This is a genomic window from Protofrankia sp. Cas8 (assembly GCF_963555845.1).
In the GTDB taxonomy this organism is placed as follows: Bacteria; Actinomycetota; Actinomycetes; order Frankiales; family Frankiaceae; genus Protofrankia.
In genome coordinates, this window is sequence record NZ_CAUVXI010000056.1 from 10,823 (window position 1) to 25,792 (window position 14,970).

Here is a 14,970-nt window from a genome sequence, read left to right on the forward strand (position 1 = left end):
CCGACCAGCAGGGCGAGAGCGGCGAGAATCGCGGCGACCAGCACGACGAACCGCAACGCCGGGTACCAGCCGGGGCTGCGGTCCAGCAGCACGAACGCCCACCCGCCGGTGACCCCGACGGCGACCGTCATCAGCGTCCGGGCGACCCGAGAGTTCCGCGCCCGCCACAACGCGGTGCCACCGAAGGCCACGACGCCGGCGATTCCCGGCGCCAGCGCAACCGTGTAGTACGGGTGGATGGTGCCGCTCATATAGCTGAACACGACACCGGTGGCCAGCATCCACACGCCCCACAGCAGCAGGCCGGCGCGGACGCGGTCGGTGCGCGGCGCCGCACGGGTGACCCACAGCCCGCCCAGCAGGACGATCAGTGCGGCCGGCAGCAGCCAGGAGATCTGAGTACCGAACTGGCTGCCGAACATCCGGTGCCAGCCGGTCGGACCGCCGAACATCCCACCGGGACCGGCGCCACCACCGCCGCCTGCGCCACCGAACCGACCACCGGCGGGCGTCCCCTGCAGATACTGGGCGATGCCGGCCGGAAGCTGCCCACCGGCCTGACCGCCGGGGCCGCCAGCCCCGCCGCCGTTTCCACTGCCGCCGAAGATCCGTCCGAGCCCGTTGTAGCCGAAGGTCAGCTCAAGGAAACTGTTGTTGGTCGAGCCGCCGATGAACGGTCGGGCATTCTTCGGCCACAACTCCACGGCCGCCACGAACCAGCCCGCGGCGACCAGCACTCCGCCGACGCCGGCCAGCAGGCCCAGCAACCGCCGGCCGATCGAGGTCGGAGCTGCCACCAGGTACACAAGCCCGAACGCCGGTACCGGCAGGAACGCCTGCATCATCTTGGTCAGGAAGGCGAACCCGACCGCCACGCCCGTCAGGGCGATCCACCGGTAGCTGCCGTCCTCGGTCGCGCGCACCACACAGTAGGCGGCGATGACCAGCAGCAACGTGAGCAGCGCATCGGGGTTGTTAAAGCGGAACATCAACACGGCAACCGGCGTCAGGGCCAGCATGGCGCCGGCAACGAGACCCGCGCGCGGCCCGATCCAACGACGAACCGCAAGATAGAGGATGCCCACGGACGCCACGCCCTCCAGCGCGTCCGGTGCGAGCATGCTCCAGCTGCTGAAGCCGAAGATCCGCCCGGACAGGGCCATGACCCACAATGACGCCGGTGGCTTGTCCACGGTGATGAAGTTCGACGAGTCGAACGACCCGAAGAACAGCGCCTTCCAGCTCTGCGTTCCGGCCTGCACCGCGGCGGCATAGAAGCTGTTTGCGTTGCCGGACGCGCCGAGCCCCCACAGGTAGAGGACCGCGGCCGTGGCCAGCAGAACGAGCAACGCCAGGCGCACCCACCAGGGGTCCGCGGCGTGCCCTCGCAACTGCCGGGGCAGGCGTATCGCGGGCGCGCCCGGCGTCGGACGCGAAGGCCCGTCCGGCGCCTGCGGCGATCCGTCCCCGCGCTGCTCGGGGAGGTCGACGTCGGGCCTGACCGACCCCCAGTCGAGGTCGCCGACGTTCGTGGTCATTGCGTGATCCCCTCGATGTGCCGATCTGGCCGACGTTCCGTTGCCGATGGCGGACGTCCCGGTGCTGGCGGTGCTGGCGGTGCTGGCGTCCTCACGTAAGAGTTACCGCCGACACGACGAAGGTCGCGGGTCTGGCCGAGCCCGTGGCGGAACTACCGCCGGTGGTGCCACCGCCCGAACCGCCCGACTGGTCGTCGCCGGGTACGCCGGCTGACGGAGCGCCACCGGATGCGCCGGCTGACGGAACTGAGCCCCGGAGGTCCGCCATGCACTGTCGGAACGCCTCACGGACCGTCGAATCTGTCATGTCCGGGCGGGGCTGCCCGTTGCTGCCGTCAAGCGTGATGCCCTTGTCCTTCAGGCACGCCTGGAGTTTCTCCAGATCGATCGCAGGCCCGTTGCCGCCCCGGAACCGACCACCGCCTGGGAATCCACCACCGGGCAACCGTCCGCCCGGGAATTCACCACCGGAGAATTGACCGCCTCGGGTCCCGTAACCGGAAAGCCCGTCCGCGGGAGTCGAATCGTTCGCGGCCTGGCTGGTGCCGCCTCCCCCGCCGGCTGCGGCCATGACAGCTGCGCTGGTACCCAGCACGACGGCGAGTACCGCGACTGCGGCAATCAGGCCACCGCGCCGGCTGAGTCCTCGGCCGGCCCGCACAGCGGGCGCCACCGTCGTGGGCCGATCCGCCGACCCGCCTGCCGACCCGCCTGCCGGGTAGAATTCGGGCCGGCCAGAGCCGACCCACCAGGGCGCGTCGGCCTGGGCCGATCCGAGGACATCCACAGACGTGGCCATGGGGACGCTGCGGATGAGCGCGGCCACGTCGGCGACCGACGACGCGGCGCTGACCAGCTGCGGCCGCGCCGCAGCCCCCAGCTCCGGCGGCACATCGACACCCGGCGGGGTGACCAGCACCAGGACGGCGCCGGCGGGCCTGGCCGTGAGCGTCGCCAGCAACTCCCGCTCGTACATCGTGACGACGAGGATCATCTGTAGCGGCGATCGTGGCCGGTGCCCGAACAGGTCCGCACCGGCCGGTTCCGCCGGTTCCGCCGAACCGACTGACAGTTGATCATTTAGTTGATCGTCGAGCCGTTGTCCGAAGGGTGGCTCGGCCGACGGCGTCAGGACGTCATAACCGGGTCCGAGCGCCTGGGCCAGCACGCCCGGGTCGGCGGGGAGACTCGGGCTCACCCACACGTATGTCATGTGCATACCGTGGCGGTCGCGCCTGAGGGGAAGCTTTTGGAATCCTTGGGATGTCCTTGTGGATCGCAGCGACATGCCTGGATCACGGCAGGTGACCGCGCATCGCCCGGGTGGTGGACACCGCAGGCCTGGCAGGTCGAGCCGGCCCACGGGAACGATCTACCGGCAATCGGGTACTATGCCGCCTTAGGGGGGATCATCGCTTTTCAGGAGATTTATTCAGAATGCGCATCCCCCGACATCGTCGATCGTCAGCGGGATCCAGACGACGACTCACTCCTCGCTTAGTAATCTTCGGCCTCATGGCGGGCTTCGTCAGCGTCACGCTGCCATATCTGGCCGTCACGACGTTCACGAAGACGGCAACGGTCGACACCACCGCCACTTATGTACTCGTGGCCAAGCACAGCAACAAGGTCCTCGACATTGCGGGCTTCTCCTCCAGCGACGGCGCCCCGGTGCAGCAGTGGGCCAGAAACGACGGAGGGAACCAACAGTGGCGGCTGACCGGCGCCGGCGGTGGGTACTTCAGGATTGTTAATGTCAACAGCGGGAAGGCGCTCGAAGTCGCCGGCTGGTCCACCGCCAACGGCGCCACCGTACAACAATGGACAAACAACGGCGGCGCCAACCAACAGTGGCAGATCGCCGATGCAAGCTCCGGCACCGTTAAGATCATTAATCGGAACAGCGGGAAGGCGCTCGATGTCGCCCGCTGGTCCACCGCCGACGGCGCCACCGTACAACAATGGACAGACAACGGCGGCGCCAACCAACAGTGGAGCCTGATCGCGGTAGGCTCCACGCCCGCCCCGACGTCAACCACAACCACAAACCCGGCCACCGCAGACCCGGCCACCTCCAGCCCGAGCCCGAGCACGGCTCCGACCACCACCCCGGCCTCGACGCAGTCTGCGGCGACCGGCCCGTACCAATGGCGCAACGCCGAGATCGTCGGCGGCGGCTTTGTCAGCGGACTCATCTTCAACCCGAGTCAACAGGGGCTCGTCTATGCCCGCACCGACATGGGCGGCGCCTACCGCTGGAACCCGTCAACCGGGCGATGGATCCCGCTGACCGACTGGGTGAGCCCGGACGACTGGACGCTGCTGGGTATCGAGAGCATCGCCACCGACCCGGTCGAGCCCAACCGGGTGTATCTGGCCTCAGGAACCTACACCAACGACTGGTCCGGAAACGGCGCGATCCTGCGCTCCACCGACCAGGGTGCGAGCTTTCAGCGGACCAACCTGCCGTTCAAACTCGGCGGCAATGAGGACGGGCGCTCCATGGGCGAGCGCATGACGATCGACCCTAACAAGAATGCCACCCTCTACCTGGGCACCCGCAACAACGGGCTGTGGCGCAGCACCGACTTCGCCGCGACCTGGAGCCAGGTCACCAGCTTCCCGGTCACCGGGCCCACCGGCGGCGTAGGGATCAGCTTTGTCACCTTCGACCCCAACAGCGGCAGCGCGGGCGCCGGCAGCAAGACGATCTATGTAGGCGTGGCCGACACTGGCAAGAGCCTTTACCGCAGCACCGACAGTGGTGCCACCTGGCAGGCGGTCTCCGGAACGCCCACGGGCCAACTGCCCCACCACGGAGTGCTTTCCTCTGACGGCACCCTCTACCTCACCTACGGGAACGGTCCCGGCCCGAACGGAATGACCGCCGGTTCGGTGTGGAAGCTCAACTCCCAAGGCGGCACGTGGACCAACATCACTCCATCAACCGGGAGCTACGGGTTCGCAGGCCTGACCGTCGACCGCGCCAAACCGACCACGGTCGTGGTGACGACGATGGACCGCTGGTGGCCGAGCGACGAGATCTACCGGAGTACCAACGGCGGTACGAGCTGGACAGCTCTGGGCGACAAGGCCGTCCGCGACGCATCCGCCGCACCGTATGTCGGCGCGGCGTCGTTCGGGCACTGGATCGGCGATATCGAGATCGACCCGTTCGACTCCAACCGGGTCATGTATGTGACCGGCAGTGGGATCTGGGGCAGTGACGACCTGACCGCAGCCGACACCGGTGGGGCCACCCACTGGACGGTTCGGGCACAGGGCCTGGAGGAGACGGCCGTACTCGGCCTGATCGCACCACCAGGTGGCGCATCGGTGATCAGCGCACTCGGCGACGTCAGCGGCTTCCGCCACGACGATCTGACGACCACGCCCACGCGCGCAATGGTGAACCCGATCTTCAACAACACCACCGGGATCGACTTCGCCGAGGCCTCGGCAGGCATCGTGGCCCGGGTCGGCACCGGCGGCGCACCCTATGGCGCCTACTCCACCGACGGGGGCTCGTCCTGGGCGCCCTTTGCCAGCACCCCGGGCGGCGACGGCCAGGCCGGCACAGTAGCGGTCGCCGCGGACGGCTCCACCTTCGTGTGGACGCCAAGCGGTAAGGCGCCGTACTACTCCCGTGATCACGGAGCCTCGTGGACGGCCAGCAGCGGTCTACCCAGCGGCGCCATCGTGACCGCGGACAGGGCCAAGGCCAGCACGTTCTACGCGTTGGTGAACGGGAGCCTGTCCATCAGCACCAACAACGGCGCCAGCTTCTCGGCACGTTCGAGCGGGCTGGCCAGCGGCCAGCTGGCGGCGGTGCCGGGGCGCAAAGGCGATCTGTGGATCGCCGGTCACGACTCCGGGCTGTTTCACTCGACCAACGGTGGCACGAGCTTCACGAAGCTTTCCACTGTGGCCGCAGCCCACGGCATCGGCTTCGGCAAGGCCGCATCGGGACACACCTACCCGGCTCTCTACTTCACCGGACGGGCGAACGGCATCCTGGGTGTCTTCCGTTCGGATGACAGCGGGTCGAGCTGGGTGCAGATCAATGACGACCGGCATCAGTTCGGTGGGCTGAGCAGCGTCATCACGGGCGATCCGGACGTCTACGGCCGGGTGTACCTCGGCACGAACGGCCGTGGCGTGCAGTACGGCAGCCCGGGCTGCCGATTCGTCGGACGATCTTTCGAGGTTTGTATGATCATCGGAGCCGATTTGATCGCACAAACCTCGAAAGATCACCAGCCGTGGATCAAAAGATCACCGACTGCAGATAATACGATGTCCTCGGGCCGACATCCCGATGATGATGTTGTTCACGGGGCCGACTCAGACCCGGTGTACAGGGACATTCCGCTGATCACCCACTCTTTACGGTCAGTCGACGACCTGGTGTCAGATGTGTTACATGAGTTAAGTGCGCCAGGACGGGTAGAGCTGTTCCATGGCTCGACACCGGAGGGGTCCGACAGCCCAGCACATGCCGCACGCCAGGCGCTCACGCAACGTCACGCATAGCAGGTCAGACACCCGTCCCGCGACTCGCGCGGCACGGATGACCCGCCCGACCGTTCCGCAGCTGTTGTTCGCCGCGACCGCGGTCGCGGCTGTGCTCGCCATGCCCGCCGATGCACTCACGGCATCGTCCTCGCCGTCAACGGCCTCGCCTTCGACGCCCACACCGTCAACGGCCACACCGTCGAAGCTCGCGCCGACCACCGGCACCGGCACCGCGGTCCAGCCATCCGTCGCGACGCCGGTCGGGCGGCCCAGCCCGTCCACTGATGAGCAGGTCGCGCAGGCGGTGCGGACGAGCCCGCTGCTCGGTGAGGTCCCCCCGGAGCGCATCCGGGTGGTCGACGTCCACGTATCCACGATCGACCCGACCGTCGCGGTCGCCCACGTCGTGCCGGCCGGCGGCGAAACCGACCCCGCGACCGCGCTGCTCACCCACCCGAACGACCGCTGGCGGCTCGTCGAACTGGGCACGGCCGGTGTCGGCTGCGACCAGCTCAGCGTGGCGGTCCAGCACGAACTCGGGTTGATCTGCGAGCTTTCGTAGTCGGCCAGAGTGCGCGCACGTGCAGCCCTTGCTTCTGCGATGCACCTGCGACATGCAGCTTCGCCACCTGGACGGCCGCGGCAACTCCCCGAGGCCGTCCAGGTGGGGCCGTTGCGTCAAATGGCGTATGTCAACGCCGACAGCAGGGCGACAGCCAGAATGATCGTCCCACGTATCGGCAGCTGCCACCGCTCGACCACCGCGCGTCGATCGCTGACCGCGGACAGCGGCCCGGCCACCATCATCAGCATGATCCCGGCCCATACCAACGCGAACAGCGGACGGTTTGCGCGCGTGTCGAAGGCGTAGATGACGATGGATGCGACCAGTGTGACCGCAAAGGCGACCTGCGGCAGGACGAGCACGGACATTTTCGGCTGAAACGCCTTCTCGGTGGTACCGGATGAGCGCGGCCGGTAGCCGAACGCCACCCAGACGAAGGCGATCAGATACAGCGGGGCGATGAACAGTGAGCTCGCAACGGTTCGGGTCGCGCACCCGCGGCCCGCATAGGCAACGATGAATAGCGTTGAACCGAGGAGATAGGGCACGCCGAACAGCAGATAATGCTGTTCAGTCGCGCCGGAGGACACCTGCGTCCGCAGGATGATGGCCAGCGGCGGGCCCACCAAAAAGATCATCTGGACAACGGCCAGCAGCGGGCTGAGGCTGGTGTGCAGATAGTGCGCCCGCTGCCAGCCCCGCAGACCCGGTTTGCGCAACGGGTTGTCGAACAGCAACAGGCGCATGTGGTCCATAGCCCACCGCAGGCGCTGTTTGGCGTAGACGGCCGCGGTCGCCGGTGCCGTCCCTATTGATATCGGCCGGGCGTGGTAGACGCTTGACCAACCACGGGCATGCAGTTCGTACGAGGTCTGCACATCCTCAACCAGATTCCATTCGCTGAATCCACCGACCGACTCGAGCGCGGACCGACGGTAGAGGGCTCCGTTACCGGTGGAGAACGCGCTGTTGTCACGGTCCTTCGCCGGCTGGATGGCCCGGAAAAACATGGAATCAGCATTGTTCAGGACATCCCTGCGGCCCGTGTCGAAACACTGGGCGGTGCAGACGAACCCGACCTCCGGATCACGCAGATAACCGACTATCCGCTCCCCCACGTCCGGCACGACGAGGTGATCGGCGTCCAGGGTCAGGATTGCGTCGCCGTCCGTGCGGGCCAGCGCATGGTTGAGATTACCGGCCTTTCCCGGCGTCCCGTCGACACGGGTGAAGCACGGTATGCCCAGCCGGGCGGCGAGCGCGTCGATTTCCCGCCAGTTCTTCCGGCCGGCGAGGCGACCGTCGTTGAGAACGTAGGTCTGGTGCGGATAGTCGATCGCCAGGGCGAAACGCAGCGTCCGCTCGACCATGGACGCAGGCTCGCCGCACACCGTCACGAACACGTCGAGGCTGCCCGCCGGCGGCCCGGCGCGGCGGACCGCACCCGGCCGCATCCGACCGACCATGACCGCCGTCCAGGCGACGGTCACATAACTGACCAGTTCGGCGCCATAGAAGAAGGAGCCGAACACGCCGGTACCGGCGAGCGTTCCCGCTCGCCATGCCAGGTAGATCGCGCCCAGCACGATGACCAGCACGCCGGTCACCGGTGCCAGCCGTCCGCTGACCGGACCAGCCACCGGGACGTCCCAGCGGCGCCGCGAAGCTCCGTCCGTCGGTACCCGCGGCCGAGGCACCCACGGTGCTAGGCCATCGGGAATCGGCGCGGTGGCGTCGACGGGCGCTACGTCGCGAGCCATACTTGTCACCTTTCGAAAACATTCGCCTATTAGTGCTACGGGGACTGCGGCCGCCGGGCACGCGATCTGACGATCGTCGCGCGCCCTTTGGCCCTCTAGTGCTACGGGGACTGCGGCCGCCGGGCGCGCGATCTGACGATCGTCGCGCGCCCTTTGGCCCTCTAGGTCACTGGTCACACAAGGGCCCGCCGGGCCCAACCGACTAAGGTTTTAATTAATGCGCTTCTCCAAACTGGTCCGGACCGGACTGACGCCAATCGGAGGACGACGGGTTCGCCCCGATGATGGCAGGTGACGAGCGTCAATTCGAACGCATGGTAGCCAGTTGGATACTTTCCGAAAGTTTCGATGCCGGGGCCGACCGGAGTGTGCCCGGTTTTGTCCGGCAATAGAGACATTAGTTCCCGCAACACCGGCCACACGTCGACGGGATTGTTCACCGCTTCAGCAAACGAGCCACGCAGCGCGGGCGGGACGAAATGTCAGGAAATTGACCGATGTGACCACCGCGACAGATGAACACAAGGCGGTTGGCGCGTGACGACGGTCATATGACCAACCGATTACGGCGGCGACCCGCCAAACCTGTGGGATCATGAGAAAGTACCCGCTGTTTTGTCCGTACCGGGACAAAGGGGAAAGCGGACCGGCCGGCTGACAGCCGCGCAATAACGAATTCCCTCGCGCACCCGGCGACCCCAAGGAAGCACGCACGCTAGGAGTCCGGCGATGAGCAGTACCCGGCCGATCGGGCCGCAGCGGAACGATCCCGGTTTCGACGCGCTGTCGGAAGCCCTGGAGGAGGCGGCCACCGCCGTCCAGCAGCTGGAACCTGCCGCGCGGCAGCACGCCGAGCAGCTCCGTCACGCCGTTGAAGCGCTCCACGGCAGTGCGATCAACGCGATCGCCCGGAAACTGCGCAGCGACCCGCGTGGCCGGGAGATGCTGTTCGAGCTCGCGGACGACCCCATGGTGCACCTGTTGTTCTCGGTGCACGGGATCATCCAGCCCACGCCGGTGACCGAATCGCTGCACGCGCTCGACACGGTTCGGCCCTACCTGCGGGCCCACGGCGGCGACGTGGAACTGATCCGGGTCGACGGGGATACCGCGTTCCTGCGGGTGAGCGGCACCTGCAACAGCCACGCCCTGACCGGCGTTACGCTGCGTGAAGTAGTGAAGGACGCTCTGGTCGGCGGGGTGGCGTCCATCGCGCGGGTGGTGATGCTCGCCGGCGAGCCGCCACCGACGCTGATACCGCTGGGTCCCGTCCGCACCCGCGACGGTGGCTGGGTGGCGGTCGGCACGACCGCGGAGCTGTCCCACCAGCAGATCACCGCACTGCACCTCGAACGGGCCGACGGCGCCGAAGCCGATGTCGTGGTCATAAGCCACGACGGTCAGCTCACCGCCTATCGTGACGCCTGCGCCCATCAGGGACTCCCCGTCAACGTGGCGCAGCTGGACCCGGTCACGGGCACCCTCACCTGCCCACGGCACGGTTTCTGCTACGACGCGCGGTCAGGTACCTGCCTCAACGCGCCGGGCGCCCGGCTGGAACAACTTCCCCTTCGGATCGACAACGGTCAGGTCTGGATCCGCATCGACGGCTGACCGGTACAGGTATGGGCATCTGCCCCGCGCAGCGGCAGCCACCCCACACCGGTGGCTCAGAATTCCAGCGGACGACTCCCGGATGTCCACAGTTCTGCGAAGCGCTGCTCGACGAACTGCGCGAACGTCGAATCAACCGGCACCTCGTAGTGGGTGGTCCGGGACGACGAGTCGCCCAACGGAAACGTCGCAACCAGGGCGCGGGCGTCGCAGCGATAGTACGCAACGGTGGATGCCGCCGCGTAGACCCGGACGGCGATACGTTCCCGATCCGCGGCGGCCAGCCCATCGATAAAGATCCGAAGACGATGCAGATTCTCCCGGACCAGCCCGCAGACATCGTGCAACGTGCCAATCTCCCGACTTCGCTGGACGGCAGCGGGTGACTCAGGGTCCAGCAACATGATCTGCACCAACGCCCCGCGGTCGAGGGCGTGCCGCACCGCGGCGAGGAAGGAGTCCCGCAGGCGATCTTCGAGAAGCTCGATCCACGTGGAGAGGATACGGACGACGTACTCGCTCGCCGCTACCCGCCGGATGAACCCGTCGTGGTCGAAGTGGTCGAGGACGCGTTCCGTCGCCGGCTCAAGCCGGTCACCGGGGCCGTGTGCCAGCCAGTCACGGACCTCGGATTCCTCCGTACCTTCATGATCATTGAATAATGCCAGTGCCTGCCGCCACGACGCGCGTGCCTGTAGGTCATCGTCGCGCCAGTAGTGCAGCCGGCCGCGGCGGGCCAGAGTTCTCGCTTCGTTCAGCATGTCGCCGCGTTCCTGGAAGATGGACAGACAGGCGTCGTAACAGGCGAATGCCTCGGCGTCACGGCCACCTCGGCTGTGGGCGTCACCCAGCAGCAGCAGGGCCTCGGCCCGCAACGGCAGATGCCCCTCCGCCTGGAAGAAGCGCTCGGCAGCACCGAGCAACCCGATGGCGTCGTCGACCCGTCCGGTTCGCAGGAACGCCGATCCCAGGGCCATCCGAGCACGCTCGACGGCCAGCTGGTTGCTGGTCATCTCGCAGTAACCGACCGCAGCCTCCAGGCACGACAGCGACTCGGCGGGACGGTCCGCGGCGAGGTAGGCCCGACCCAGGGTCTCCAGAGCCCGCGCCACACCGAACGTCATACCGAAGTCCCGGCAAAGATCCCTGCTGATGCGCAGATGATCAATTGCCTCGCCTATCCGGCCGTCCTCGATGTCGAGCTCACCCAGGTTGCGACGCGCCGCGGCCTCACCGATCGGCCAGCTCGTCGCGACAAAGAGGGCCAGGCTCGCCTCGAACAGCGTGCGCGCGCCGGCACGGTCCCCCTGCAGTCGGCGAAGCTGCCCGAGATGACGGCGCATATTCGCCTCGGCCTCCCGGCTGCGCTGGCGCAGCGTGGCCGCAAGGGCAGCCTCATGGGTCCGGTGCCAGAACGACCAGTGCGAGCCGATCTCGAGGAAGTCGACGATCGCGGCGCTCAGCAGCCACGTCATCTCATCAAAGCCTTCAGCCCCGGCCTGCTCGACGAGGGCGACAACGCTCTTGCTCTCCCGATCGAACCACTGGATCGGACTGCGCGCAGCGGCCTCGATCACCCCGTCCTCCCCCGGTTGCCACCGGGGCGGCGACCTGCGGGGGACGATGGTGCGGCTACCCGCGTGCAGCCGGCTCGCAGCGTCCTGCGCGCAGGCCAGATACATCTCCAGCACCCGCTCGAGCGCGGCGCAGCGGTCGGCGGGGCAGTCCTCCTGCGCGAGACGCTCACGCGCGAACAACAGCAGCAGGTCGTGAAAGCGGTAGCGGGGCTCATCGCCGTTTCCGGCCCGGCGCTCGATCAGGTGCCCGACCGCCAACTCCTCCAGCAGCTCCGCGGCCTGCTGTACATTCTGATCAAGGAGTGCGGCCGCGGCCAGGGGGCTGACGTCCTCCGTTTCCAGCACGGACAGCAGCCGGAACGCCCGCCTGGTCGCCGCCGGTAGCCCCCGGTAGCTCAGGTCGACGCTGGCCCGCACCTCAAGATCACCGACCCGGAGCACGTTCAAACGCGCAACCTGGAGCTCTTCTCGCAGGGACCGCAGCTTGGCATCGGGCCGCTGCGCGAGGCGCGCACCCGCAATCCGCACCGCCAGTGGCAGAAAGCCACACAGCGCCACGATCGTACGGGCCTCGTCCAGTTCAGCCGCGACCCGCTCGCCGCGTGCCACCTTGGCGAGCAGCGCCACCGCCGGGTCGGAATCGAGGACGTCGAGCACGAAATGGTCGGCATCCAGACTCGAAAGTGCCCGTCGGCTGGTGATAATTACCCCGCAGGATGCCGCCCCCGGGAGCAGCGGGCGCACCTGTTCGGCATCGGTCGCGTTGTCCAGAACGACGAGCAGCCGTTTGCCGTCGAGGGTTGAACGGTACAGCGCCGCCCGCACCTGCGGATCGTCCCCTATGTGCTCGCGTGACACTCCCAGCCCCAGCAGAAACGACACCAGAACCGTCGAAGGTTCGGCCGGCGAGTCCGGTGTGGCCTGCAGGTTCGTATACAGGAAACCGTCGGGAAACCGACCCCGGAGTTGATGGGCGACGTGAATGGCGAGTGCCGTCTTACCGACGCCTGCCTGCCCGGCTATTGCCGAGACGATTACGCCCGCACCGGCGTCCTCCGCTTCGAACAAGGCGAGGAGATCGGCAACCTCCTTCTCCCGACCGGTGAAGTTCCTCGTGCCCGCGGGAAGCTGGGACGGCACGGGATGGCGCGGCACGGCTCCCAGCCGAACCTGTTCAGCCGGCGCGGCCCAACGAAGGGACGGCTCGTCCGCGAGGATCGCCCGTTGCCTTTCCCGCATCGCGGTGGGTTCGATTCCACGATCACGGGATCGGCGCAACGCATCCAGGCAGACGGCGGCGGCGTCCTCCCGGCGACCGTCGCGGTAAAGGGCCAGCGACAGATCAAGCTGAAGGCGTTCGTCGGCCGGGTTCTCGACGAGCAGCCGGCGCAGTATCGGTACAAGCGGCCCGTGCCGACCGGCCGCCAGATATGCGGCGGCCCTTTCCTTTTCCGCATGCAGTCGCAGCTCGCCCAACCGGGCCGCATAACGCTCGACAAAGGGACGCCTCTCAAGATCTGCCAATGGTTCCCCACGCCAGAGCGCCAATGCCTCGTCCACCCGGTCGGCAGCGCTCGCCACGTCCTTGGAATCCCGCAGCCGCCGGGCCTGCTCAACCAGTCTGAGAAAAACCAGTTCGTCGAGCTCGTCCGCCCCGACCTGGAGAACGTACCCGCCGGCGTCCCGCGCCAGGGGCTGGCCGTTGGACTGGCCCAACACCCGCCGAAGACCGAGAATATGCACCCGCAGCCGATGCAGGTGTTCGCGCCGATGCTCTTCGTGCCAACCGCCATCGCCCTGCATGGCGCGGAGGAGATCCCGGTCGGGGATAGGGCGGTTCGCCTCGGACAGGAGAGCCGCGAGCAACAGCCGGCGCTGCGGACCACCGATCGGGACATGCGTGGCGTCGCGCACCATCTCGAGCGATCCAAGAACCCGAAACTCCATGTCATCCTGTCTCGCGAAACAACGCACATCGCCCATTACATGATCACACTACTTAAATACCACCTCCAACCAGTGTGCAACACGAGGCCGTGGCAAGCCGGAGGCAACTGTCGGCCACCGGCACCAGGAGCACCCGCCCCCGTGTCCGACAGGACCCCGGTCAGGACCCGGTCAGGACCTGGTCAGGACCCGGTCGCCGCGGCACAACCCCGCCGGCCCCCGCCGGCCCCCGCCGGCCCCCATCGGCCCCCGTCGGCCCCGTCGTTCACCCAGCTGCCACGTTCGCCGCCCTGACCAGCTGCTGACCAGCGGGTCTTTCAATGGAAACAGACGGGTCGACGTTCCGAGACGGCCCGGCAGGAGGGCAACATGATGACGGTTCACTCCGACTGCGCGATGGTGCCGGAATTCACCTGGGAGCCGGTCACCGCGACAGGAGACCAGTTCGCGCTCCGGGTCGACGACGAGGCGATCGCCCGGATGCGGAAAGACTGGCGTGCGCAGGGTCGGATCACATGCAAGGTCCGAAAGCATCTGATGGTCGTGGAAACCCGCCACGGCGGCCTGCGGGTCGCGCTCGGGTCGACCGGCGACACGCTCGCGGAATTCCAGCAGGGACGCGGGGGAGCCCTCGTCAAACTGACCGGAGACCGCTGGCTGCGTTGGATCATACCTAACCGGCAGGGTTTCGCCCGGGGTTTCGTCGCCCACGCCACCGGCGTGCCACGGATCGACGGGCACAACGTGGTGCTGTTTGCCCGGGATGGGATAGCGATCGTGCTCGGCGGACGCAGGATCCTGGTCGGCCCGTCCGACGGAGCCCCATCACTACATGAATATGATCTTCTGCTGGCTCTCGGCTGGTTCCTCATCCTGGTCGACGGACCAGCCGTCCCGCCACTCAGATGATCGCGGAGCAACCGGGGGGTCGGCTACCGGTCCGTGGCGAACCGGGATGCCAGCGCGGCCGCGATCTCGGCCGCGATCTCCTCCGCGTCGCGGCCGTCGGTATCCACCACATAGTCTGTGCGTCGATACACGCGGTCGCGGGCAGCGAACATCGACTCCAGGACAGCCTGTTGATCGTCGTCCAGCCACGGCCGGCCAGCTCCCCCTCCCACCCGTCCGGCCAGCGTCCGTGGGGTCGCCCGAAGGTAGCCGACCCATCCGGCGGCGGCCAGCAGCGCCATGTCGTGCGGGCGGTCGGCGACACTCGCGGCGACACCCGCGACAAACGGCCCTGGCAGCTCCAGCAGTGTCCGCAGCTGGCGGGACTCATGGTCGTGCAGAGCCGCCGGCCCGGCCGTGGCCAGCTCCCGCGGGCCGGCCTGGGCCTGTTGGGTGAGCAGCACGTCGTTGTCCAGGTACCGGCAGCCCAGCAGCGTCGCCAAAGCTGTACCGACCGTCGACTTACCCGCCCCCATGAGGCCGACAAGGAAGACCCGTCGCCCAGA

The 14,970-nt window shown here is 67.6% G+C and carries 9 protein-coding genes; 4 read left to right on the forward strand and 5 right to left on the reverse strand.

Annotated features, from left to right (window positions below; translation table 11 throughout):
* Together U9977_RS10915 and U9977_RS10920 are read right to left on the reverse strand one after the other, a co-directional pair.
* Positions 1–1,538, reverse strand: a 1,538-nt coding sequence (locus tag U9977_RS10915; protein WP_322749108.1) for a glycosyltransferase family 39 protein, incomplete at its 3' end; no start/stop codon positions are given.
* Positions 1,539–1,629: 91 nt separating this feature from the next.
* Entirely contained in the window at positions 1,630–2,751 is a 1,122-nt protein-coding gene (locus tag U9977_RS10920; protein ID WP_322749109.1) for a hypothetical protein, read from the reverse strand.
* A gap of 302 nt (positions 2,752–3,053) precedes the next feature.
* Here U9977_RS10920 and U9977_RS10925 point away from each other — a divergent pair, with 302 nt between their 5' ends.
* The gene (locus U9977_RS10925) at positions 3,054–6,071 is read left to right on the forward strand and encodes an RICIN domain-containing protein (RefSeq protein WP_322749110.1); all 3,018 of its coding nucleotides are present in this window, start codon (positions 3,054–3,056) and stop codon (positions 6,069–6,071) included.
* 37 nt (positions 6,072–6,108) lie between these two features.
* Positions 6,109–6,615, forward strand: coding sequence for a hypothetical protein (locus tag U9977_RS10930; RefSeq protein ID WP_322749111.1), 507 nt, complete (start codon positions 6,109–6,111; stop codon positions 6,613–6,615).
* 116 nt (positions 6,616–6,731) lie between these two features.
* Here the strand turns inward: U9977_RS10930 and U9977_RS10935 are convergent, their stop codons facing one another.
* On the reverse strand, positions 6,732–8,378 hold the full coding sequence (locus U9977_RS10935) for a glycosyltransferase (RefSeq protein WP_322749112.1): 1,647 nt from the start codon (positions 8,376–8,378) through the stop codon (positions 6,732–6,734).
* A gap of 729 nt (positions 8,379–9,107) precedes the next feature.
* Here U9977_RS10935 and U9977_RS10940 point away from each other — a divergent pair.
* Entirely contained in the window at positions 9,108–9,992 is an 885-nt protein-coding gene (locus tag U9977_RS10940) for a NifU family protein (RefSeq protein WP_322749113.1), read from the forward strand.
* 56 nt (positions 9,993–10,048) lie between these two features.
* Here U9977_RS10940 and U9977_RS10945 read toward each other — a convergent pair whose 3' ends face one another.
* Positions 10,049–13,516 (reverse strand): AfsR/SARP family transcriptional regulator, encoded by a 3,468-nt coding sequence (locus U9977_RS10945; protein WP_322749114.1) that lies wholly within the window; start codon positions 13,514–13,516, stop codon positions 10,049–10,051.
* A 372-nt stretch (positions 13,517–13,888) separates the two neighbouring features.
* On the opposite strand from U9977_RS10945, the gene U9977_RS10950 reads away from it, so the two are divergent.
* Entirely contained in the window at positions 13,889–14,425 is a 537-nt protein-coding gene (locus tag U9977_RS10950; RefSeq protein WP_322749115.1) for a hypothetical protein, read from the forward strand.
* 23 nt (positions 14,426–14,448) lie between these two features.
* Here the strand turns inward: U9977_RS10950 and U9977_RS10955 are convergent.
* Positions 14,449–14,970 (reverse strand): shikimate kinase (locus U9977_RS10955; RefSeq protein ID WP_322749116.1); only part of this gene is annotated, 522 nt, incomplete at its 5' end.